This is a genomic window from Corynebacterium sp. HMSC078A10 (genome assembly GCF_001811565.1).
Taxonomy (GTDB): Bacteria; Actinomycetota; Actinomycetes; order Mycobacteriales; family Mycobacteriaceae; genus Corynebacterium; species Corynebacterium hesseae.
This window is the reverse complement of sequence record NZ_KV805230.1, coordinates 78,905-99,926: the sequence shown is the minus strand read 5'-3', so window position 1 is coordinate 99,926 and position 21,022 is coordinate 78,905. Positions and strand designations below refer to the sequence as shown.

General features: G+C 60.6%; 21 protein-coding genes and 2 tRNA genes. 18 read left to right on the top strand and 5 right to left on the bottom strand.

Going from position 1 to position 21,022, the window contains the following annotated elements; all coding sequences use genetic code 11:
- Positions 1 to 83: 83 nt before the first annotated feature.
- From HMPREF2808_RS12770 to HMPREF2808_RS12760, 3 genes are all read left to right on the top strand, one after another.
- Positions 84 to 156, top strand: a tRNA-Ala gene (locus tag HMPREF2808_RS12770).
- 22 nt (positions 157 to 178) lie between these two features.
- Positions 179 to 251 (top strand) — tRNA-Ala (locus tag HMPREF2808_RS12765).
- Between the two features lie 49 nt (positions 252 to 300).
- Positions 301 to 1,023: a fructosamine kinase family protein gene (locus HMPREF2808_RS12760; RefSeq protein ID WP_083309071.1), complete on the top strand. Its 723-nt coding sequence runs from the start codon at positions 301 to 303 to the stop codon at positions 1,021 to 1,023.
- Positions 1,024 to 1,065: 42 nt separating this feature from the next.
- Here the strand turns inward: HMPREF2808_RS12760 and nadE are convergent, their stop codons facing one another.
- Positions 1,066 to 1,875, bottom strand: coding sequence for an ammonia-dependent NAD(+) synthetase (nadE, locus tag HMPREF2808_RS12755; RefSeq protein WP_369821981.1), 810 nt, complete (start codon positions 1,873 to 1,875; stop codon positions 1,066 to 1,068).
- A 36-nt stretch (positions 1,876 to 1,911) separates the two neighbouring features.
- On the opposite strand from nadE, the gene HMPREF2808_RS12750 reads away from it, so the two are divergent.
- The 6 genes from HMPREF2808_RS12750 to nrdE all read left to right on the top strand — a co-directional run bounded on the left by HMPREF2808_RS12750 (position 1,912) and on the right by nrdE (position 7,814).
- Entirely contained in the window at positions 1,912 to 3,240 is a 1,329-nt protein-coding gene (locus HMPREF2808_RS12750) for a sugar porter family MFS transporter (RefSeq protein WP_070625014.1), read from the top strand.
- A 123-nt stretch (positions 3,241 to 3,363) separates the two neighbouring features.
- A complete protein-coding gene (gene ykgO / locus HMPREF2808_RS12745) occupies positions 3,364 to 3,486 on the top strand; it encodes a type B 50S ribosomal protein L36 (protein ID WP_003847162.1) in 123 nt (40 codons plus the stop codon).
- A gap of 149 nt (positions 3,487 to 3,635) precedes the next feature.
- The gene (locus HMPREF2808_RS12740) at positions 3,636 to 4,529 is read left to right on the top strand and encodes an esterase/lipase family protein (protein ID WP_070625012.1); all 894 of its coding nucleotides are present in this window, start codon (positions 3,636 to 3,638) and stop codon (positions 4,527 to 4,529) included.
- 385 nt (positions 4,530 to 4,914) lie between these two features.
- The gene (gene nrdH, locus HMPREF2808_RS12735; protein WP_070522434.1) at positions 4,915 to 5,154 is read left to right on the top strand and encodes a glutaredoxin-like protein NrdH; all 240 of its coding nucleotides are present in this window, start codon (positions 4,915 to 4,917) and stop codon (positions 5,152 to 5,154) included.
- Between the two features lie 9 nt (positions 5,155 to 5,163).
- Positions 5,164 to 5,589: a class Ib ribonucleoside-diphosphate reductase assembly flavoprotein NrdI gene (gene nrdI, locus HMPREF2808_RS12730; RefSeq protein ID WP_070522431.1), complete on the top strand. Its 426-nt coding sequence runs from the start codon at positions 5,164 to 5,166 to the stop codon at positions 5,587 to 5,589.
- A gap of 62 nt (positions 5,590 to 5,651) precedes the next feature.
- Entirely contained in the window at positions 5,652 to 7,814 is a 2,163-nt protein-coding gene (gene nrdE, locus HMPREF2808_RS12725; protein ID WP_070522502.1) for a class 1b ribonucleoside-diphosphate reductase subunit alpha, read from the top strand.
- Positions 7,815 to 7,820: 6 nt separating this feature from the next.
- Here nrdE and HMPREF2808_RS12720 read toward each other — a convergent pair whose 3' ends face one another.
- Complete coding sequence (locus HMPREF2808_RS12720; protein ID WP_070625010.1) at positions 7,821 to 8,510, bottom strand: FadR/GntR family transcriptional regulator; 690 nt, start codon at positions 8,508 to 8,510, stop codon at positions 7,821 to 7,823.
- A gap of 138 nt (positions 8,511 to 8,648) precedes the next feature.
- Between HMPREF2808_RS12720 and nrdF the strand changes: the two genes are divergently transcribed.
- The 4 genes from nrdF (at position 8,649) to HMPREF2808_RS12700 (ending at position 13,684) form a co-directional block, all read left to right on the top strand.
- Positions 8,649 to 9,638, top strand: coding sequence for a class 1b ribonucleoside-diphosphate reductase subunit beta (gene nrdF / locus HMPREF2808_RS12715; RefSeq protein WP_070522424.1), 990 nt, complete (start codon positions 8,649 to 8,651; stop codon positions 9,636 to 9,638).
- 339 nt (positions 9,639 to 9,977) lie between these two features.
- A complete protein-coding gene (ctaD, locus tag HMPREF2808_RS12710) occupies positions 9,978 to 11,669 on the top strand; it encodes an aa3-type cytochrome oxidase subunit I (protein ID WP_070625008.1) in 1,692 nt (563 codons plus the stop codon).
- Between the two features lie 103 nt (positions 11,670 to 11,772).
- On the top strand, positions 11,773 to 12,966 hold the full coding sequence (gene serB / locus HMPREF2808_RS12705) for a phosphoserine phosphatase SerB (protein WP_070530098.1): 1,194 nt from the start codon (positions 11,773 to 11,775) through the stop codon (positions 12,964 to 12,966).
- A complete protein-coding gene (locus HMPREF2808_RS12700; RefSeq protein ID WP_070625006.1) occupies positions 12,959 to 13,684 on the top strand; it encodes a peptidyl-tRNA hydrolase in 726 nt (241 codons plus the stop codon). Before serB ends, HMPREF2808_RS12700 begins: the two co-directional genes overlap by 8 nt.
- On the opposite strand, the gene HMPREF2808_RS12695 is transcribed toward HMPREF2808_RS12700, so the two are convergent.
- The 3 genes from HMPREF2808_RS12695 to HMPREF2808_RS12685 are packed head-to-tail and all read right to left on the bottom strand — an operon-like array spanning position 13,681 to position 17,651.
- Complete coding sequence (locus tag HMPREF2808_RS12695) at positions 13,681 to 15,642, bottom strand: ATP-dependent DNA helicase (RefSeq protein WP_070625004.1); 1,962 nt, start codon at positions 15,640 to 15,642, stop codon at positions 13,681 to 13,683. The genes HMPREF2808_RS12700 and HMPREF2808_RS12695 overlap by 4 nt on opposite strands.
- Before the next feature lie 36 nt (positions 15,643 to 15,678).
- A complete protein-coding gene (locus HMPREF2808_RS12690) occupies positions 15,679 to 17,031 on the bottom strand; it encodes a nicotinate phosphoribosyltransferase (RefSeq protein WP_070625002.1) in 1,353 nt (450 codons plus the stop codon).
- Between the two features lie 41 nt (positions 17,032 to 17,072).
- Complete coding sequence (locus HMPREF2808_RS12685; protein ID WP_070625000.1) at positions 17,073 to 17,651, bottom strand: CAP domain-containing protein; 579 nt, start codon at positions 17,649 to 17,651, stop codon at positions 17,073 to 17,075.
- A gap of 88 nt (positions 17,652 to 17,739) precedes the next feature.
- On the opposite strand from HMPREF2808_RS12685, the gene clpS reads away from it, so the two are divergent.
- The 5 genes from clpS (at position 17,740) to HMPREF2808_RS12660 (ending at position 21,014) form a co-directional block, all read left to right on the top strand.
- On the top strand, positions 17,740 to 18,075 hold the full coding sequence (clpS, locus tag HMPREF2808_RS12680) for an ATP-dependent Clp protease adapter ClpS (RefSeq protein WP_070522406.1): 336 nt from the start codon (positions 17,740 to 17,742) through the stop codon (positions 18,073 to 18,075).
- A gap of 4 nt (positions 18,076 to 18,079) precedes the next feature.
- Positions 18,080 to 18,616 carry a DUF2017 domain-containing protein gene (locus HMPREF2808_RS12675; RefSeq protein WP_070522403.1) on the top strand — a complete coding sequence of 179 codons (537 nt, stop codon included), beginning with the start codon at positions 18,080 to 18,082 and terminating at the stop codon, positions 18,614 to 18,616.
- A 64-nt stretch (positions 18,617 to 18,680) separates the two neighbouring features.
- Positions 18,681 to 19,403, top strand: coding sequence for a rhomboid family intramembrane serine protease (locus HMPREF2808_RS12670; RefSeq protein ID WP_070562138.1), 723 nt, complete (start codon positions 18,681 to 18,683; stop codon positions 19,401 to 19,403).
- The gene (gene murI / locus HMPREF2808_RS12665) at positions 19,403 to 20,179 is read left to right on the top strand and encodes a glutamate racemase (protein ID WP_070624998.1); all 777 of its coding nucleotides are present in this window, start codon (positions 19,403 to 19,405) and stop codon (positions 20,177 to 20,179) included. The genes HMPREF2808_RS12670 and murI overlap by 1 nt, the downstream gene beginning before the upstream one ends.
- A 67-nt stretch (positions 20,180 to 20,246) precedes the next feature.
- On the top strand, positions 20,247 to 21,014 hold the full coding sequence (locus HMPREF2808_RS12660; RefSeq protein ID WP_070561735.1) for an MBL fold metallo-hydrolase: 768 nt from the start codon (positions 20,247 to 20,249) through the stop codon (positions 21,012 to 21,014).
- The last annotated feature ends 8 nt before the right edge of the window (positions 21,015 to 21,022 follow it).

The following is a 21,022-nucleotide window of genomic DNA, read 5'->3' as shown; positions in this document are numbered from 1 at the left end:
CACCTAAACTCGCGATTTGGTGAGTGAAAACGGAGGCGATATATTGATACGAGTTGCAATCACAAAGGTTGCACCTCGTATAAGGGGCTATGGCGCAGTTGGTAGCGCACCACACTGGCAGTGTGGGGGTCACGGGTTCGAATCCCGTTAGCTCCACTTCACAATTCAATACAGCTTTGGGGCTATGGCGCAGTTGGTAGCGCACCACACTGGCAGTGTGGGGGTCACGGGTTCGAATCCCGTTAGCTCCACTTTCGGCCGTCTCCTTGAATGGGGGCGGCCTTTTTCTATGCTGGGGCCATGGATGTATTCACCAAGACCGTGTCCCGTCCTGATCAAGCTGGCGCCGAGGCTGCTGGGTTGAGATGGCTGGCGCAGGCGCTTGCCGCCGTCGTCGTGGACGTCACCGAAGTCACCTCTAGTTCTCTTAGCACGCGGCGGGTGGAGCAGGCGCGGCCGAGCGCTCCTGCTGCCCGCGCCTTTGGCGCTGCGCTGCGCACGGTCCATGAAGCGGGAGCGCCCGCCTTCGGCGCGCCGCCGGCGGGCTGGGAGGGCGCGAACTTCATTGGGCGCGTGGAGCAACCCTGCGAACCATGCGAATCCTGGGGCGAGTTTTATGCTGAGCAGCGAGTGCTGCCTTTCGTGGATGGACTGCCTCAGGGGGTGCAGGGGATTGTCCGACAAGCATGCGAGGCGATAAAAGCTGCGGACTGGGACGTGAAACCGGCTCGCATTCACGGTGACCTTTGGGCAGGCAACGTACTGTTTACTGCCGATTCGGCCGTGATGATCGACCCAGCCGCACACGGCGGCCACCCGTGGACGGACCTCGCCATGCTCGAACTGTTTGGCACGCCGTTCTACGAGGAAATCCTCCGCGGGTACGGGGCACCCAAGGAATACGAGAAGTGGGTGCCCATGCATCAGCTGCACCCGCTGGCAGTGCATTCCTTAACGCATGGGCCCGCGTATTACGGCCCGCTCGAACAAGCAGCGGAGGCCACGCTCGACGCGTTGCGTTAGCGCGATTCCATTGCTTAAGAGCGCCCTGCAACCGGCAGAAGATTATTGCGGCCCAGGCGGCATGGTGCGCTTGTGGGCGCCGCGGCGCCACAAGGTCTCGATGCGCGATTGGGCGGCGGCAGGCACGTCCTTGCCCTCGAGGTAGTCATCGATGTGGGAGTAGGTGACGCCGAGCGCTTCTTCGTCAGAGAGTAGGGGGCGGTCATCCTCTAGATCTGCGGTGGGAACCTTCTTCCACGTGGAATCTGGTGCGCCGAGATGCTTCAGAAGCTGAGCGCCCTGGCGCTTGTTGAGTCCGGCGAGGGGCAGGACGTCGGCAGCGCCGTCGCCCCACTTGGTAAAGAAGGCGGTGACGTTTTCGGCGGCGTGGTCTGTACCGATGACCAGCGCGCCGACTTCGCCGGCCAGCGCGTACTGCGCGGCCATGCGCAGGCGGGCCTTGAGGTTGCCTCGATTGAAGTCCCCCAGGGAGTCCTGGTGTAGGGCGTTGGCCACGGCGCCGTCGAGAGCCGCGGTGGCCTCGGCGATGTTGACGGTGAGGCAGTGGTCGGGCTCGATAAAGTCGAGGGCGATCTGTGCGTCATCCTCGTCGGCCTGTACGCCGTGGGGAAGGCGCACGGCCCAGAAGTCCGCGCCATCGACGCGGGCCACCGCTAGCTGTGCCAAGCGCCCAGCCAGGGTGGAGTCCTGGCCGCCAGAGATGCCCAGGACAAAGCCCTTCGCGCCGGTTGTGCGTAGGTAGTCCACCAAAAAGGCGACGCGGCGCTCAACCTCTTCTGCCGGATCGATACTGGGTTTTACGCCGAGGGCCCCGATGATGTCGTGCTGGAGGTCTATGGATTCATGTGACATGACGCCAATGGTAGCCGCCTGCGACAATAGGAACCCGTGAACAAAGATACGTACGTCATGATGGTCGCAGGCGTCGCCGCCCTGGGTGGCCTGCTCTTTGGATATGACACCGGAGTGATGTCCGGCGCCCTCCTCTTCGTTGGGCCGGAATTTGGCATGTCCGCCCACGAGGAGGGGCTGGTGACCTCGATGCTTTTGGTTGGCGCGGCAGCCGGCGCGCTGGTCGCTGGGCGTGTGGCGAGCATGATCGGGCGGCGTCGCACTCTCATCGCCGGTGGGCTCATCTTTGTGGCTGGTTCCGTGTGGTGCGCGCTTTCAAGCTCGGCCGCTGAACTCGCTGCCGCCCGCGCATTCCTCGGCGTGGCAGTGGGTGCGGTGTCGATCGTCTCCCCGATGTATATCTCTGAAATCACCCCGGCGGCTGTGCGGGGCCGGATGGTCTCCCTCAATACGCTCATGATCGTCGTGGGGCAGCTGCTGGCGTATGGCGTGAACTCGCTATTGGCTGAAAGCGGCAGCTGGCATTGGATGCTGGGGCTGGCCGCGGTCCCGGGCGCGGCGCTGGCGCTCGGCATGGTCTTCCTGCCCGATACCCCGGCATGGCTCGCGGCACAAGGGCGACCGCGTGAAGCTGCCGCGGTCAGCGCTCGGGTCGGCGCGCAGGGAGCGGAGTTGGAGCTTAGTCCACGTCCGAGCACGGGTGAATGGCGAGCTTTGCGACGCCACCGTTGGATGCGCTGGGCCATCGCGCTTGCCATGCTCATGGGGGTGACTCAGCAGATTACGGGTGTGAACGCCATTGTGTACTTCGCGCCCACGATGATGAACCAGGTGGGTATCTCCACTACTAACTCGGTATATACGTCGATGGTGATCGGTGCGGTATCCGTCGTAGCGTGCCTCGTGGGCATGCGCGTGATTGACCGGCTGGGACGCCGCCGGCTGCTGTTGGCGGGCCTAGGCGGCAACGTGGTCTCACTCGTGGTCCTCGCGGTGGCCTATCACTTCGCCCATGACTCCATTCCGCTGGCCATGCTGTCGTTGGCGTGCATGGCGGCGTTCATTGCCTTTCAGCAGGCGGCAGTCTCCCCGGCCACGTGGTTGCTCATGTCAGAAATCGTGCCGCCAGAGGTCCGCGGCGTGGGCATGGGAATTGCTGGGCTGGCACTGTGGGTGAGTAACTGGGCGGTGGCGCAGTTCTTCTTGCCGGTGGTCGAGTGGCTCGGAGGTTCGCTGGCCTTCGGAATCTTCGCGGTCTTAGGTCTCGTCGCGGTGGGATATACCCGCGCACTCGTTCCGGAAACGGCGAGGGAGAGCCTCGAGGATGTTGCCGAGCAGCTTCGCGCCCGCTACTCCGAAAGCTGAGTGTTTTGGTTATGACGCGCGCGTGGGGTAACATTTTTCCTCGTGTCATTGCTGGGTGTCTTCCCAGCTGTGCTTTGAACTAATCAATCGCATCAAGATTGCGCATAACGAAAGGAGCGCCCGATGAAGGTTCGCAAGTCGCTTCGGTCGCTGAAGAAGAAGCCGGGCGCCCAGGTTATTCGCCGCCACGGTAAGGTCTTCGTGATCAACAAGAAGGATCCGCGCTTCAAGGCTCGCCAGGGCTAAGAAACGAGTTTCCTCGTCTCCGCCCTCCCCGCTTTGTGGGGAGGGCGGATTTTTTATGCCCACGTGCCTGGACAGATGCGATTTAATGAATATAATTATCGGGCGGACTTCAGCAGGGGTCCGAAAGATAGTTGAAAGAAAGAAGAATAATGAAGAAGCGTCTCGCGGCGGCGGTGTGTGCTGCTGCAGTTGGGTTCACTGTCCCGGTAGCTCATGCTGCGGACTTTGAGTTTGAAAGCTTGGCGGATTCCTCGCTGGGAATCAATGATCCCTCGTGCGAGCCGAGCGGCGAGGTGCGTGAGCCGGTGGTGCTTCTCCACGGCACGTCGGACAATTCCTCGACGTGGAACGAACTGATCCCGGTCCTGCAGGAGGAGGGGATGTGCGTGTGGGCCTTTGACTACGGCGCGGACGACGTGACGCTGCAGAACGCGAATCCTCGTGCCAAGGCGATTGCGGACTTGGATGAGTCTGCGCGCGAAATTGCAGGGCAGATTGATTACGTGCGCGAGGTGACCGGAAGCGACAAGGTTAATCTGGTGGGCCACTCGCAGGGCGGGCTGCACATCAAGACCTACACGCAGATGTACGGTTCGGCTGAGCACGTTTCCCACGCTGTGGCCATTGGTGGCAACCTCCATGGCACAACCCTCAACGGGATGGGCGAGGTTCTGGCCAAGATGATTGCGGCGATGCCACACTTTGCTCGGTTCTTGGCGAGCTCTGCAGGCATCCAGCAGGTTGTCGGCTCCGAGTTCATGGAGAACCTCAATGCGCTGCCTGATACGGCGCCGGGGCCGCTCTATACATCGATCTATTCGCCTGCCGACGTCACGGTGACCCCGAACTCTTCCTCCATGCTTACACCTGTCGACGGCGCCGACGTGGTCAACATCGATCTAGGGGAGCTGTGCGGAGCGGAGCCGCTGCATCCGGACCTGCCGCGGGATCCCATGACGATGAGCCAGGTGCTCTTTGGTCTGACCCGCGAGGCGGGGCAAGGGGCTGATTCTGGAACCTGTGTCGAGCCAATGCTTGATTAGATTTCATTGGCAATAGAGGGGCCGGTATCGAGGGCGTGGCCTAGAGCCGTGCCCTTTTGTGGACTTTGTCACAAACTAAGTGAATCTTCGGTAAACGTGCAGGGAATATCAACGGTGTAGTTACCGCCGTGGGGACGGGCGGAGTGATGGGGTGTCAACATGTGGGGTCGGGCCAAGTTACATCCTGGGAATACCAGGCATGTAACTACTACATGTAGTGCTAGTTGCGGGGTGCGGGCACAAAGTATAGTGTCGTTGATGTTGCTCGAGCGGCGGTCCGATATCGCTGTTCAGAGCCTGTAGGCAGAGCCGTTGAACGCTCTGCCAGTACCGAATTCAACAGTCACTCCGCGTGTAGCGCCGAAGGAAGCCAAAGGAACGTCACATGAGCATCACTGTCTACACTAAGCCCGCTTGCGTCCAGTGCAACGCCACCAAGAAGGCTCTCGACCGTGCTGGTCTCGAGTACGAGTTGGTGGATATCTCCCTCGATGATGATGCCCGCGACTACGTCATGGCCCTCGGATACGTCCAAGCGCCGGTCGTGGAAGCGCACGGCGAGCACTGGTCCGGCTTCCGCCCGGATCGCATCAAGGCCCTCACTGCGATGGTGGCGAGCGCCTAGGTTAACGCCATGTTGGTCGTGTATTTCTCTTCCGCTACGGAAAACACCCACCGCTTCGTCGAGAAGCTCGGCCTTCCCAGCGCCCGCATCCCGCTGCGCCTTAATGACGAGCCCCTCACCGTGAATGAACCTTATGTCTTGGTGTGCCCGACATACGGGGGAGGGGCGTCGGTAAGCGGGCAGAACACGCGGCCTGTACCCAAACAAGTCATTCGTTTCCTGAATGATGAACACAACCGCAGCTTCATTCGCGCCGTTGTAGCCGGAGGAAACAGCAACTTCGGCAGTGACTTTGGCAAGGCGGGTGACGTTATCGCCGCCAAGTGTAAGGTTCCTTATGTGTATCGCTTCGAGCTTCTCGGAACCGAGGAAGATGTCACAATTTGCCGTGAAGGCCTCCTGGCCAACGCGGCCGCTTTAGGTTTGGCTGCCTAAAGCCTCATCCGTACTATTTCGTCTCTCCATTTCGCCATAGCAAAGAAAGGCCCGTGAACGTCGTGACCACGCAACTGGGTAAGACCGTCGCCGAACCTGTGAAGCCGGCCGAGCAACTGGATTATCATGCACTTAACGCGCTGCTGAACTTGTATGACGAGAACGGCAAGATTCAGTTCGACAAGGACCGCGAGGCCGCGAACCAATTCTTCCTCCAGCACGTCAACCAGAACACTGTCTACTTCCACGACTTGGAAGAGAAGATGCGCTACCTGGTGGAAAACAAGTACTACGAGCCGGAGCTGATCGAGCAGTACGACTTCGATTTCATCAAGTCCCTGTTCAAGCGCGCCTATGCCTTTAAGTTCCGTTTTAAGACCTTCCTTGGCGCCTACAAGTACTACACGTCGTACACCCTGAAGACCTTCGACGGCCGCCGCTACCTCGAGCGCTTCGAAGACCGTGTGTCCATGACCGCACTCTTCTTGGCGGATGGTGACACGGAGGTGGCTGAACACCTCGTGGATGAAATCATGACCGGTCGCTTCCAGCCGGCTACCCCGACCTTCCTTAACGCCGGCAAGGCTCAGCGTGGCGAGCTGGTGTCCTGCTTCCTGTTGCGCATCGAGGACAACATGGAGTCGATTGGGCGCTCTATTAACTCCGCTCTGCAGCTGTCCAAGCGCGGCGGCGGCGTGGCCCTGTTGCTGTCCAACATCCGTGAATCCGGTGCGCCCATCAAGCATATTGAGAACCAGTCTTCCGGCGTCATCCCCGTGATGAAGCTGTTGGAGGATTCCTTCTCCTATGCCAACCAGCTGGGCGCTCGCCAGGGCGCTGGTGCGGTGTACCTCAACGCGCACCACCCGGACATTATGAGCTTCCTTGACACCAAGCGTGAGAATGCGGACGAGAAGATTCGTATCAAGACCCTTTCGCTTGGCATCGTGATCCCCGACATCACCTTCGAGCTGGCAAAGCGTAACGATGACATGTACCTGTTCAGCCCGTACGATGTCGAGCGCGTCTACGGCAAGGCCTTCGGCGATATTTCCATCACCGAGCACTACGAAGAGATGGTCGAGGATCCGCGTATCCGCAAGAAGAAGATCAACGCTCGCCACTTCTTCCAGACCGTCGCGGAGCTGCAGTTCGAGTCCGGTTACCCCTACATCATGTTCGAGGACACCGTGAACCGCGCCAACCCGGTCAAGACTGGGCGCATCAACATGTCGAACCTGTGCTCCGAGATTCTGCAGGTGAACGCCCCGTCAGAGCTCAACGACGACCTCACCTACAAGACCCTGGGTAGCGATATTTCCTGCAACCTTGGCTCCCTCAATATCGCGGCTACCATGGATTCCCCGGACTTCGCCTTGACAGTGGAAACCGCTATCCGTGGCTTGACGGCTGTGTCGGACAAGACCTCTATCGACTCCGTTCCCTCCGTGCGCAAGGGCAACGATGATTCCCACGCGATTGGCCTGGGGCAGATGAACCTGCACGGTTACCTTGGCCGCGAGCACATTGAGTACGGCTCCGATGAAGGCTTGGACTTCACCAACGCTTACTTCGCCGCCATCATGTACGCCGCGTTGCGTGCATCCAACAAGCTGGCCCGCGAGCGTGGAGAGTACTTCACCGAGTTCCCCGAGTCTGACTATGCCAGCGGTGAGTTCTTCGACCGTTATGATCCGGCTGACTTTGCTCCGCGCACGGAAAAGGTCAAGGAGCTCTTCGCTAAGTCCTCGATTCACACCCCGTCGGCGGAGGAGTGGGCTGCGCTGAAGGCGGACGTCGCCAAGCACGGCATCTACAACCGTAACCTGCAGGCAGTGCCGCCGACCGGATCGATTTCGTACATCAACAACTCGACGTCCTCGATTCACCCGATCGCCTCCAAGATTGAGATTCGCAAGGAGGGCAAGATCGGCCGCGTCTACTATCCGGCGCCGCACATGGACAACGACAACCTTGAGTACTTCAAGGACTCCTATGAGATCGGCTACGAGAAGATCATCGACACCTACGCCGAGGCTACGAAGTACGTTGACCAAGGTCTGTCGCTGACGCTGTTCTTCAAGGACACCGCCACTACCCGCGATATCAACCGCGCCCAGATCTACGCATGGCGAAAGGGTATTAAGACCCTCTACTACATCCGCCTGCGCCAGATGGCTCTGGAGGGAACCGAGGTTGAGGGCTGCGTTTCCTGCATGCTCTAGTCCCTGTTAGTCCTTGTTCGCACGCGCCTCAATCAGGATGGCGCGTGCGATTTTTTCTGCCTCGGGGGAGTCGCCGCGGTGGATTGCCTCCGCTAGATCCAGGTGACGCTGTTCGGTGCCGGCCGTGGGGTTGCGTTTGCGGGAGCCAAAGAGGGAACGCCCGCGCACCATGGACAGCAGATAGGGGCTGAGAGCTGAAAACATCTCATTGCCCGAGGCATGGAGAACCATGGCATGAAAACGCAGGTCGGTAGCGAGGTGCTCACCGACGCGCCGCGTTGGCGTGTCTTGGAGGCGTTGGGCCAGCTCTAAGATCTCTTCCTTATCTTCTTGGGACGCATGCAGCGCAGCGAGGCTGGCAGCGACGGGCTCAATGGCAAGGCGCAGTTCGTTGAGCGAGGAGCGCTGCCTGTCGCGGGATTTCTCTGAGCTCAGGCGCCACGAAATGATGGCGGGATCATAGACCGCCCACTCGCTGATAGGCAGCACCGTGATACCTACGCGGCGTGAAGAAGAGACCATGCCTAAGTGCTCTAGTGCGCGCATTGCCTCGCGGGCTACGGTCCGGGAAACTCCGAAACGTGCGCAGAGATCGGTGAGCGTAAAACGCTCGCCGGCGGCAAGGGTGCCGCTGACGATGTCGGCGCCGATGGTGTCTAGAACGGTGCTGAGTAGGGGAGCGGAGGGCTCAGTCACGGGGAGTCGGTACCTCCATCGACATTCGGGGGCGTGTGAACAGGGCTTAAGTATAAAACACGCAGGAATTTTGGCCCCTAGTTTTACCGGGTACCATGGCACCAGACTCACAATAACTAGTAAGACGAGGTGACGTGCGTGTCTCACGAGTACGACGATTACATCGCTAGCCACGAGGCTCCGGTGAAGGCAATTAACTGGAACACGATTCCAGATGAGAAGGATCTCGAGGTGTGGGATCGCCTCACCGGTAACTTCTGGCTCCCGGAAAAGGTGCCGGTGTCCAACGATATCCAGAGCTGGAAAACTCTGACTGAGAAGGAACAGGAGACCACCATGCGTGTCTTCGCTGGTCTCACTCTGCTCGATACCATCCAGGGCACCGTCGGTGCGGTATCGCTGCTTCCCGACGCCACCACTCTCCACGAAGAGGCGGTCTACACCAACATCGCCTTCATGGAGTCCGTTCACGCGAAGTCCTACTCCAATATCTTCATGACGTTGGCGTCGACTCCCATGATCAACGACGCCTTCCGCTGGTCCGAAGAGAATGAAAACCTCCAGCGCAAGGCAAAAATCGTCATGTCCTACTATCAGGGCGATGATCCGCTGAAGAAGAAGGTTGCGTCCACCTTGCTGGAATCCTTCCTCTTCTACTCAGGCTTCTTCCTGCCGATGTACTTCTCGTCGCGCGCAAAGCTGACGAACACGGCCGATATCATCCGCCTCATCATCCGCGATGAGGCTGTTCATGGCTACTACATTGGTTACAAGTTCCAGCAGGGCTACAAGAAGCTCTCGGAGTCGGAGCAGGAAGAGATGAAGGGCTACGCCTTCGACCTGCTCTATGAACTCTACGAGAACGAGATCGACTACACCGAGGATCTCTACGATGAGTTGGGCTGGACCGAGGATGTAAAGCGCTTCCTTCGCTACAACGCCAACAAGGCGCTCAATAACCTAGGCTTCGAGGGGCTTTTCCCGGCTGATGAAACCCGCGTGTCCCCGGCCATCCTGTCTTCCTTGTCTCCGAACGCGGATGAGAACCATGACTTCTTCTCTGGCTCCGGTTCCTCCTATGTGATTGGCAAGGCGGAGGAAACCACCGACGAGGACTGGGACTTCTAAGTAGCATCCACTGCCACGCCGCACCTCCTAGAACGATCAACCGAAAGTTTGATTCTTTCAGGGGGTGCGTTTTCGGGTTTTAGGGGCCCGCACACTCGGCCATCTGTGTTCTAGATCACCGCCTGGTGAGGCATGGTGTAGCGGGTCTGCCACGTACAAGGGGTTATCCGGATAAAACGGGGCTAGCAAGAGCTACGGGGAATATTAGAGCGCTGGAAATTTGGCCCTGAGGTGCCCTAATATAAGGCGAGTAAACCTAGGTGTTTAATCACTGGGCGTGTGGCGCGATAAAACGCGTGATACCGATGTGGTTAGACGCTTGTTCTTCAGGAGGATTTTATGACCGCTGTGGCGCCACGGCTCGACGATTACGTCGCGCCTACACGTCCGGAGCCGACTGGTAACGCAAAGACCGGTTCCAAGGCGTGGATGTTGCTAACCACCACCGACCACAAGCAGCTGGGCATCATGTACATGATCATGGCCTTCAGCTTCTTCTTCCTCGGTGGCTTCATGGCTCTGCTGCTTCGCGCTGAGCTTTTCACCCCAGGATTGCAGTTCCTGTCCAACGAGCAGTTCAACCAGCTCTTCACCATGCACGGCACCGTCATGCTGCTGCTGTTTGCAACACCAGTGGTGTGGGCATTCGGTAACTATGTTCTGCCCCTGCAGATTGGCGCACCGGATGTGGCCTTCCCGCGTCTGAACGCTTTCGGTTTCTGGATTACCCTGACCGGCGGCGTCGTGATGCTCGCGGGCTTCTTGACCCCGGGCGGCGCTGCTGACTTCGGCTGGACCATGTACGTCCCGCTGTCTGACTCGGTTCACACCCCGGGTATCGGCGCCGACATGTGGATCGTCGGCGTGGGCGCTACCGGTGTCGGTACCATTGCTTCCGCCATCAACATGATCACCACGGTCCTCACCCTGCGTGCACCGGGCATGACCATGTTCCGTCTGCCGGTCTTCACCTGGGCAGTGTTTACCGCATCTGTCATCGTTCTGATGATCTTCCCGCTGCTGACCGCTGCGGCACTGGGTGTTCTTTATGACCGCAAGCTGGGCGGCCACATCTTCGACTCCGCTAACGGTGGCGGCATCCTGTGGCAGCACCTCTTCTGGTTCTTCGGTCACCCGGAGGTCTACGTCTTGGCACTGCCGTTCTTCGGCATCATTTCTGAGGTTGTGCCGGTCTTCGCCCGCAAGCCGGTCTTCGGCTACATTGGTCTGGTCTTCGCCCTGCTGGCAATCGGTGCGCTGTCCATGGCCGTGTGGGCTCACCACATGTTCGTGACCGGTGCTATTCTGCTGCCGTTCTTCTCCTTCATGACCTTCCTCATTGCGGTTCCGACCGGCGTGAAGTTCTTCAACTGGGTCGGCACCATGTGGAAGGGCCACATCACCTGGGATACCCCGATGATCTTCGCCATGGGCTTCCTGGCAACCTTCCTCTTCGGCGGTATGACCGGTATTATGCTGGCCTCCCCGGCACTGGACTTCCACCTCGCTGAGTCCTACTTCCTGATTGCTCACTTCCACTACACCCTGTTCGGTACCGTGGTGTTCTCCGCCTTCGCTGGCCTGTACTTCTGGTTCCCGAAGATTACCGGCCGCATGCTCGATGAGCGCCTGGGCAAGATCCACTTCTGGCTGACCTTCATCGGCTTCCACGGCACCTTCCTTATCCAGCACTGGGTGGGCAACATGGGTATGCCGCGTCGTTACGCCGACTACCTGGAGTCTGATGGCTTCACGGTCTTCAACCAGATTTCCACCATCTTCTCCTTCGTCCTCGGCGCCTCGGTTATCCCGCTGATTTGGAACGTCTTCAAGTCCTGGCGCTACGGTGAGATCGTCACCGTGGACGATCCGTGGGGCTATGGCAACTCCCTCGAGTGGGCCACCTCCTGCCCGCCGCCGCGCCACAACTTCGTGTCGCTGCCGCGCATTCGTTCCGAGCGCCCGGCCTTCGAGCTGCACTACCCGCACATGGTTAAGCGCATTCGCGAGGAAGCACACGTCGGCCACTAAGCACTCACTAGCTGAGTACTCCTGAAAACGCCGCCTCCCCATCACTGCGATGGGGAGGCGGCGTTTGCCGTAGGTGAAAAGGTCACGAACGTGGTGTGAGATAATAAGCCCCGTGGATAATCAAAGTGAACAAGTCTTCGCCGTTGTTACCGCCTCCGGCCCCGATAAGCCAGGCGTGTCGGCGGCCTTCTTCCGCGTACTGGGCTCTCATGATGTGGAGCTCGTCGACGCCGAGCAAGCTATCTTCTCCGGTCGGATTTCGCTGTCCGCCTACATCCGGGTTCGTTCCTCGCGCCTCGAGGCTTTGGAGCAGGGATTGCGAAATACGCTGAGCATCTACGCGCAGTCCATCAACGTGGATCTGCGAGAAGAAGAGTCAACCTCACGCCCGCGCTCGACGCACGTCGTCGTGGTTCTGGGACGCCAGCTCAACGCCAGCCAGATGTCCGCCATTGCTAAGGAACTGGCTAACCTCAACGTCAACATCGACCGTATCCGCGGGCTCTCCACTTATCCGCTCAATGGCTTGGAGCTGTATATCACGATCGATGGTGCTGCCGATCCTGTGCGCGCCATGCTGGCCCGCCTAGCTACCGAGCAAGGTGTCGACATCGCCATCGAGCGCTCCGGCCTGCAGCGCCGTTCGAAGCGGCTTATCTGCTTTGACTGCGATTCCACCCTTATCACCGGCGAGGTCATCGAAATGCTGGCCGCCCACGCCGGCAAGGAAGCCGAGGTTGCCGCAGTGACGGAGCGCGCGATGCGCGGCGAGCTGGACTTCGAGCAATCCCTACGCGAGCGCGTCGCCACCTTGGAAGGTTTGCCGGAGTCCGTCATCGCAGAAACCGCCGCCGATATTTGCCTGACCCCGGGCGTGCGGACCACCATCCGCACCCTCAAGCGCATGGGATACCGGGTTGCGGTAGTCTCTGGTGGCTTTATCCAGGTCCTCGAAGATCTGGCACAGGAACTCGACCTCGACTACGTGCGCGCCAACACGCTCGAAATCGTGGACGGTAAGCTCACCGGCCGCGTCATCGGTGACGTGGTGGACCGCAAGGCCAAGGAGAAGTTCCTGCGCGAATTCGCTGCGGATTCGGGCCTGAGCATGCTGCAGACCGTTGCCGTCGGCGATGGCGCTAACGATATCGACATGATTTCCGCCGCCGGCTTAGGCATCGCCTTCAACGCCAAGCCAGCGCTGCGCCAGGTTGCGGATACCTCCGTAAACCACCCATACATGGATGAGATTCTGCAGATCCTCGGTATCCCGATGGAAGAAGTTGCCAGTGAGTAATCTCCGCGAGGCCCATCGCCGTCTTGCGGCTGCGTGTAGCGAGCGCAGTTGGCGCGATGATCCTGAGGACCCGAACAAACCCGAGACCATTCAGGCGATGCAGATCGCGCTCAACCTGCCCAAGCAGGATCCGCCCGCGCGCACGGAGGTGCTCGAGGCGGCGGCTAAAGGCGTCGTCAAGCTCTGTCTCGATGATAGGGCTGGCCAGGATGGGGCCTTCGCCGAGGCCCTAGGGCAGTGGTACGGGCACCGCATCCGCAAGGTGGCGCGCCGCGCACGCAACAAGGCCTGGCGCGATGTGCAGTCCCTGCCCGGCGTCACCGTGGATGATCGCGCGCGCGTCTTCCTCCCCTCGGCGGTGCAGGACGTGCACCCACTCGTGGCGAAGCTGCAGATCGGCCACACCGACCTGCCGAAGGATGAGCCAGGGCCCGCGCTTGGCGACGCCCCCGTGATCTACGTCGATGCCTCCCTCGCCATGAGCGCGGGAAAGGCCGCAGCACAGGTAGGACACGGTTCGATGCTGTTAGCCGCGGCGATGAGCGCCGAGGAAGTGGAGAACTGGGCGGCAGAGGACTTTGCGCTGTCCGTCCGCGAAATCCCCCATGAGGAATTTGCCGTGGCTTGTGCGCGTCCGGGAGCGGTGGTGGTGCATGACGCCGGTTTCACCGAGGTCGCCCCAGACTCAGCTACGGTGTGCGCGCTGCGCCGTCCCTAGCGGGCCTCAACCAGGCGCTTGAGAGCGCCGCGCACAACCTCTGGGTCGCTCGTCGGCCACATCTGCGGCATGGAGGCTCGCAGGTAGGATCCGTAGCGCTTGGTTTCCAAGCGGCTATCGAGGACTGCGACGACCCCGCGGTCCGCAGTGGAGCGCAGCAGGCGGCCCGCTCCCTGGGCCATAAGCAGCGCCGCGTGCGTAGCGGAAACCTCCATAAAACCGTTGCGCCCAGCCGCCTTAGCTGCTTCGGTGCGCGCTTGCATCAGGGGATTATCCGGGCGGGGGAAGGGGATGCGGTCGATGAGCACCAGGGAACACGCGGGGCCCGGGACGTCGACACCCTGCCAGAGAGTGAGCGTGCCGAAGAGACAGGAGTTCTCGTTCTTCGTGAACTTATCCACGAGCGCGCCGATGGAGTCCTCGCCTTGGAGATAAATATCGAAAGGGAGCGTGGGCTTGAGCTCCTCAGCTGCCTGTTGTGCGGCCCGGCGTGAGGAGAAGAGACCGAGGGTGCGCCCGCCCGCGGCCATGATGAGCTCGCGGATTTCCTTAAGGGTCTGCGGGCTGAGTCCGTCGCGGCCTGGCTGCGGCAGGTGCGCTGCGGTATAGAGGATGCCGCTGCGCGCGGGGTCGAAAGGATAGCCCACGTCGAGACTGTCCCATGTACCTTTGGGCAGGCCCCATTGTGCGGCCATGGCGTCGAAGCGCCCGCCCAAGGCCAGGGTGGCGGAGGTCAGCACGACGGTCTGTTCGCCGAAGAGCTTTTCGTGCAACATGCCGGCGATGGAGAGCGGGGCAACGGCCAGGGTGTCGTTCAGCGTGCGCTCATCGCGTTCCAGCCACACCACGTCGGCGTGTGCTGCGGGGTCACCGGTGGCGAAGACGTCGAGGATGCGGGCGATGGCTTCGACGAGGCTGCCGAGGTGATTGGCCAGGTTTTGGCGCTCGGCAGATTTTTCTGGGTCTTGGGCCTGTTCGCCCTCGGGGGCGCGGGCGATGGTCTCGCGGCAGTCGCTTAACGTGTCCGCGAGACTCATGAGTTGCTGCTTGGCTTCCTCCGGAAGATCGGTCCAGCGGCCCGGCGTGAATTCCCCGAGCAGTTGGCTTAGCTCATTGGCTTGTTCGCTCAGCCGCTGGTCTTTGCCATTGGCGCCGAGGGACTTGGCGCGGTTGGCCGCCATTTTGAGGGCGCGCCCGGTGATCTCGGCGGTAGAGACCGAGGTGATGCGGCCATCTAGCTCGTGTGCCTCATCGATGATGACGACATCGTGCTCTGGCAGGATGTTGATGTCTGCCACCGCATCGATGGCGAGCAGCGCGTGGTTGGTGACGACGATGTCGACGTCTGCCGCGCGGCGCCGCGCGAGCTCCGCGAAGCAGTCCTCGCCGTGCGGGCAGCGGGTAGCACCAAGGCACTCATTGGAGGTGACGGAGACCTGCCGCCAGGCTAGATCGGGCACTCCCGGTTCGAGGTCCTCGCGGTCACCCGTCTCGGTGTCCTCCGCCCACTCGTAGACGCGCTGGACATGGCGGCCGAGGCTGGAGATGGCGTCCTGGTCAAGCAGGGCGTCTTCGTCGTCAAGCTCAGCGGCGCGGGAGACCTTGTTGAGGCAGACGTAGTTGGAACGCCCCTTCATGATGGCGAAGGTCGGCTTCTTTTCCAGGTGCGGTTCGAGGGCCTCGGCGAGGCGCGGCAGATCTCGTTCCACCAGCTGGCGTTGCAGCGCCAGCGTGGCCGTGGAAACAATCACGGTGTGCCCGGTTTCTTGCGCGTGGCGAAAGGCAGGGACGAGGTAAGCCAGTGATTTACCCGTACCCGTTCCAGCTTGCACGGCGAGGTGGCGCTCTTTTTCCAACGCGGTGGTCACGGCTTCCGCCATGCGCACCTGGCCGGCACGCCGCGCACCTCCGAGGGCGGAAACGGCGGCGTCGAGGAGGTCAACCGTTGAGTCGTGCATGTCAGGCAGTGTAGTCGGTCGCCTTCGCCAGGCTTCTTAAGAGTCGAAGCCGATGAAGCGGGTCGGGACCGCAGGCTCGTCGCGGGTCAGAGCTAAACCTTCCCACGGCAGAGTGGTGATGGCTTGGGCTAGGTACTCGCGGGCTTCGTGGAGGTTGGGGAGATTGTCCAGGATCTCTCCGTCGCGCATGAGCGGCACCGTCATGTCGCGGGTGCTCAGCGTCCCGGTGTCTGGGTCTTCGGCGGAGAAGGGGAGTACGAGCTCCTCGACGGCCACCCCGGAGGAGCGGTAGGTGCGCAGGGAGCGCTTTGCCCCGCCCTGCGACTTCTTCGAGGAGGAACGCTTGGCCACGGGATGGCCATCAACCTCGACGACCTTGTACACCATGCTGGCGGTTGGGGCGCCAGAGCCGGTGACCACCGAGGTGCCCACGCCGTAGACGTCGACGGGATCTCCTCGCAGGCCGGCGATGGCGAACTCGTCCAGGTCGGAAGAGACAACGATCTTCGTGTTGTGGTTGCCCAAGTCATCGAGCTGCTTACGCACGCGGCGGGTGACAGCGGCCAAATCGCCGGAGTCGATGCGAACGCCGCCCAGCTCGGGGCCGGCCACCCGCACGGCGGTTTCCACGCCCTTGGTGATGTCGTAGGTATCCACCAACAGGGTGGTGCCCACGCCGAGGGTTTCGATCTGCCCGCGGAATGCCGCCTCCTCGTTCGGGGTTCCGTCTTCGTTGACGTGCGCGAGCGTCCATGCATGCGCCGCAGTACCGGAGACCGGGATGTCGTAGCGGTAGCCAGCTTCCAGGTTGGAAGTGGCCTGGAAACCGGCTAAGTAGGCGGCGCGGGCGGCGGTGACGGCGGCATACTCGTGCGTGCGGCGCGAGCCCATCTCGATGATGGGGCGGCCATCCGCAGCCACCACCATGCGTGAGGCCGCAGAGGCCACGGCGGAATCGGAATTCATGATGGACAGGATCACGGTTTCCAGGATCAGGCATTCGCCAAAGGTTCCGCGCACGGTCAGCAGTGGCGAGTTGGGGAAGTACAGCTCGCCTTCGCGATAGCCGTCGATGTGCCCGGAGAAACGGTAATTAGCCAGGTACTCCTTGGTCTCTGCATCGAGGAAGTCCATCTCCGCCAGCTGCTGAGCGGTGAAGCGGAAGTCTCGGACTGCGCGAAGGACACGCTCGGTGCCGGCGACAACACCGTAGCGCCGCTCGTTGGGGAGGCGGCGGGCAAACACTTCGCAGGCCACCTGGCGGTGCGCGGAGCCATCGCGCAGCGCAGCCTGCAGCATGGTCAGCTCATACTTATCGGTAAGCAGGGCCGTAGAACGATCGCTGGGCCCGAGCCCAGAATCCTGGACGTTGTCTGAGGTAGTAGTCACATCGAAGATGCTACTCAGCGCGTACCGAAAAATCAGCAGTTCTATGCTTCGAGCTGAATGACAACGTAGACTTCGCCGTCGCTGTAAGCCGTGCCCACCGCAGCGGTGGTCATGCGGGGATCGCGCAAAGCGGCCACACTGTCGGGTGATCTACGGATGTCTTCCATAAATTCATAGCCGCTAGCCTTGTCCACAGGTAGGTGGTGCTGGACCATCTGCACATTTTCATCCGTGTGCTCTTCCGTCTTGGTAACCGCGTTGCACTCCGCCTTTTCGCGGGCAGCGGTTTGGCGTTCGATCCAGGGCACCAGCGGGGTTAGGCCATCCTCCTTACGCCACGTGTTGAGCGCCTCTATGAGCTCATCCTGGATGGTGGCGAGCTGGCGTTGGACGGGGACGTCGGGAAGCTCGTAATCGCACGTCGCCGGCGTGGGAGGCTCAGAATCCTGTGAGCTGCCGTTATCGGAGGGGCTGGTCAAGCTGAGCACGGCGGTCACGAGCGTGCCACCGAGGACCAATACGGTGATGATGCGCTGCACGAGAGGCACAAGGTCCTCTCTTGAGGGTTGGCGTCCCGCGAGAATGTCAGTAACGGCTGGGGGAAGGGAGAAAGAATTCATCGATGCCACCTGCAAACGACAATCAGGTTAAAGGTCGAAGACAGTATAACTGTTCGCGCGATGAAAAAATTTGGCTAGTGTAGAGGACATGAAAGCGCACAACGAAACGTCCGCAGTCGTGGTGATGAGTTCGCCCATGGCCACCCCGGAGCTGGATGAGGCGATTGACGTCGACGTCGCCACGAGCGAAAACCTGCCGTGGATGTGCATTGTCTGGGATGACCCAGTCAACCTAATGAGCTACGTTTCCTACGTGTTCCAGACTGTTTTGGGTTATGACAAGAAGCGAGCTAACGAGCTGATGATGCAAGTCCATACCGAAGGTAAGGCGGCGGTGTCCTCGGGCGAACGCGACAAGGTTGAAGCTGACGTGAAGAAACTACAGGTCGCCGGCCTGTGGGCCACGATGCAGCAGGCAGGATAAGAGTATGCAGACGTGGAAGAAGAAAAAGTCCTTCATGCGTGGTGCGAAGTACACCACCGTATTCGAGCCCATGGAGCGTGAAGTCCTCGGTGATCTCACCGCGACGGTCTCCGAGGCCATCATCGCCCGCGCGCAGTCAGCGCCGAAGGATGAATTAGCGGACATGCTCGACATGCCCACTGGCCACACCGAAGCACCGGAGGATCCGTCACTGGCCCGTCTCTTTCCAGACTTCCAGAAGCCAGGGGATGAGGAGTTCGATGGTGATAATTCGCTGCTGCGCTCGCTGCACGAGAATGACATCGCGCGCGCCAAGCTGGAGAATCTCCAGGTGATTAACACCGCCCTTGGCCCCACTGGCGGGGTAGAGGTGGCTATCAGTGAGGAAGAGGCACATGCTTTCCTCGCCGGCCTCAATGACCTGCGCCTCTACATCGCTGCGGGGGACGTACCGCAGGATACCCCCGGGGCAGACCGCGATGCGCTCGTGGAATGGCTGGCCTTCTGCCAGGATTCGCTGCTCAACGTCATCATGGACTAGCAGAAGCACAGGCCGGGATTGGAGACGTAGTCCTTGCCTCACGCTTGCTAAAGTTGGAGGCATTATGACCACGAGTGGACCCTTTGGCCAGCAGCAATCGCATGAGCCCAACCCTTTCCAACCCCGCCCGGCAGGACCGGGAACGGGGCACCAACCCGTACTCAACAAGGGGGACTCGAAGAACTACACCCGGACCGGACGTTTAAAAACGGCTGCGTCTTTAACGGTGGGCTTCCTGGCCGTCGAGTGGATCATCCACATCATCAACTTCCTGTTCTTTGGAAGCGAGCTGGGGCAGTACGGCATTCACCCGCTGGATTTCAACGGCATCTGGGGGATCTTCACCGCGCCGCTGCTCCACGCAAACTTTGAGCACCTCATCGGTAACTCGTTGCCGGGTGCGGTTTTTTGTTTCCTGATTGGCCTATCCGGACGTAAGGCGTGGTGGGAGGTCACCATCATCGTGGTACTCATCGCCGGTGTTGGCACGTGGCTGCTGGGCGGGCCGGGAACCTCGCATATTGGCGCCTCGGGCGTGGTGTATGGCTGGTTGGCCTACCTCATCGTAAGAGGTATCTTTAACCGCTCGTTGAGCCAGTTCCTCGTTGGCTTAGGCCTTGGTTTTGCCTACTCCGGCCTCATCTGGGGCGTGCTGCCCATCTATGAGGGAGTGAGCTGGCAGGGCCACCTTTTCGGTGCCATTGGCGGCATCGTCGCGGGCATGGTGATCACCTCTGATGACCCGATGAGAAAGGTTAAGCCTGCGCCTCGAGGAGTGATGAACTAATGCCTGATGCAACCTCTCCCATTGGGATTTTTGATTCAGGCGTAGGCGGACTCACCGTTGCGCGCACAATCATTGAGCAGCTTCCCGACGAATCCATCGTCTACATCGGCGATACCGCCCACGCCCCTTATGGTCCACGGCCCATTGCCCAAGTGCGTGAGCTGTCCACCGCGATTGCTGATGAACTCGTGGAGCGTGGCTGCAAGATGCTGGTGATTGCGTGCAACACCGCCACCGCAGCCTTCCTCCACGATGCCCGCGAGCGCTACGACATTCCAGTCGTCGAGGTGATTCGTCCAGCCGTGCGCCGTGCCATCGCCACGACCCGCAACGGCAAGATCGGCGTGATCGGTACGGAGGGCACCATTAATTCAGGTGCTTATCAAGATCTTTTTGCGGTCAACCCGAACGTCGAGTGCGAGGCAGTTGCTTGCCCGGACTTTGTGAACTTTGTCGAGCGCGGCATTACCGCTGGGCGCCAGATCCTCGGTGTGGCGGAAGGCTACCTCGCGCCGTTGCAATCGGCAGGGGTCGACACACTCGTCCTCGGCTGCACGCACTACCCACTGCTCACAGGCGTCATCCAGCTCGCTATCGGTGACAACGTCACCTTGGTGTCTTCCGCCGAGGAGACCACGAAGGACGTTTTGCGCATCCTCACCAAGACGGACATGCTTGCCCCGACGGGGCAAGTGCCAACCCGCAGTTTTGAGTGCACTGGTGACCACGCGGCGTTCGAGCGTTTGGCTACGCGATTCCTGGGACCCAAGATTTAGCACCGGCAAAGATGTACAATCGAGCCAAATCTCGCATCCCCCATTGTTTCGTGGAACTATTGAACGCATGAAGCTGACCATCCTAGGCTGTTCCGGGTCGGTGCCCACTGTGGGTAATCCGGCCTCTGGCTACCTCCTGTCATTCCCCTCGGCTCCGTCCATCATCATGGACCTCGGCCCGGGTACGCTTGCTCGCCTGCAGGAACTCCAGGATCCTTGCGATGCCCACGTGGCATTAACGCATCTCCACGCTGACCACTGCCTAGACTTCCCGTCGCTGATGGTCTGGCGCCGTTTCCACCCCACGGCCCCGGCAGCTTCCCGCAATTTTTGTCTCGGCCCGGCGGCGACTGAAACCCACTTGGGTCGGTTGTCATCGGATGCCCCGGATGGGGTGGATGATATGAGTGATTCCTTTGCGTTTAGTCCGTGGGTGGACCGTGAGCGCCAGCTTGTCGACGATGTCTACATCACGCCTTTCCGTACCGTGCACCCGGTAGAAACGTATGCCCTGCGGGTCGAGCACACGAAGACTGGCGCAACTGTGTGTTATTCGGCGGATTCTGCTTATACGCCCGCGCTCGTTGAGGCTGCCCAAGGCGTGGATGCTTTCCTCTGCGAGGCTGCATGGGGCGAGACTTCGGAGGATAAGGCTCCAGACATGCACATGTCGGGAGCAGAAGCTGGGCGCCTAGCGCGTGAGGCAGGGGTAAAGAAGCTCGTGCTTGTTCACCTACAGCCGTGGGGCGATGTCGCCGCAACATATGCCGCCGCTGCCCGCGAGTTCGACGGAGAGATCGTCGTCGGCGCCGCTGGGATGGAGCTCGAGTTCTAACACGCGCG

Excerpts from the sequence above, each read along its gene's own strand:
- HMPREF2808_RS12740 (WP_070625012.1), top strand. The coding sequence starts at position 3,636 with ATGAAGAAGCGTCTCGCGGCGGCGGTGTGTGCTGCTGCAGTTGGGTTC.
- HMPREF2808_RS12695 (WP_070625004.1), bottom strand. The coding sequence starts at position 15,642 with ATGCACGACTCAACGGTTGACCTCCTCGACGCCGCCGTTTCCGCCCTC.
- HMPREF2808_RS12660 (WP_070561735.1), top strand. The coding sequence starts at position 20,247 with ATGAAGCTGACCATCCTAGGCTGTTCCGGGTCGGTGCCCACTGTGGGT.
- HMPREF2808_RS12670 (WP_070562138.1), top strand. The coding sequence starts at position 18,681 with ATGACCACGAGTGGACCCTTTGGCCAGCAGCAATCGCATGAGCCCAAC.
- HMPREF2808_RS12675 (WP_070522403.1), top strand. The coding sequence starts at position 18,080 with ATGCAGACGTGGAAGAAGAAAAAGTCCTTCATGCGTGGTGCGAAGTAC.
- nrdI (WP_070522431.1), top strand. The coding sequence starts at position 5,164 with ATGTTGGTCGTGTATTTCTCTTCCGCTACGGAAAACACCCACCGCTTC.
- HMPREF2808_RS12760 (WP_083309071.1), top strand. The coding sequence starts at position 301 with ATGGATGTATTCACCAAGACCGTGTCCCGTCCTGATCAAGCTGGCGCC.
- clpS (WP_070522406.1), top strand. The coding sequence starts at position 17,740 with ATGAAAGCGCACAACGAAACGTCCGCAGTCGTGGTGATGAGTTCGCCC.
- nrdH (WP_070522434.1), top strand. The coding sequence starts at position 4,915 with ATGAGCATCACTGTCTACACTAAGCCCGCTTGCGTCCAGTGCAACGCC.
- nadE (WP_369821981.1), bottom strand. The coding sequence starts at position 1,875 with ATGTCACATGAATCCATAGACCTCCAGCACGACATCATCGGGGCCCTC.
- ctaD (WP_070625008.1), top strand. The coding sequence starts at position 9,978 with ATGACCGCTGTGGCGCCACGGCTCGACGATTACGTCGCGCCTACACGT.
- murI (WP_070624998.1), top strand. The coding sequence starts at position 19,403 with ATGCCTGATGCAACCTCTCCCATTGGGATTTTTGATTCAGGCGTAGGC.
- HMPREF2808_RS12685 (WP_070625000.1), bottom strand. The coding sequence starts at position 17,651 with ATGAATTCTTTCTCCCTTCCCCCAGCCGTTACTGACATTCTCGCGGGA.
- ykgO (WP_003847162.1), top strand. The coding sequence starts at position 3,364 with ATGAAGGTTCGCAAGTCGCTTCGGTCGCTGAAGAAGAAGCCGGGCGCC.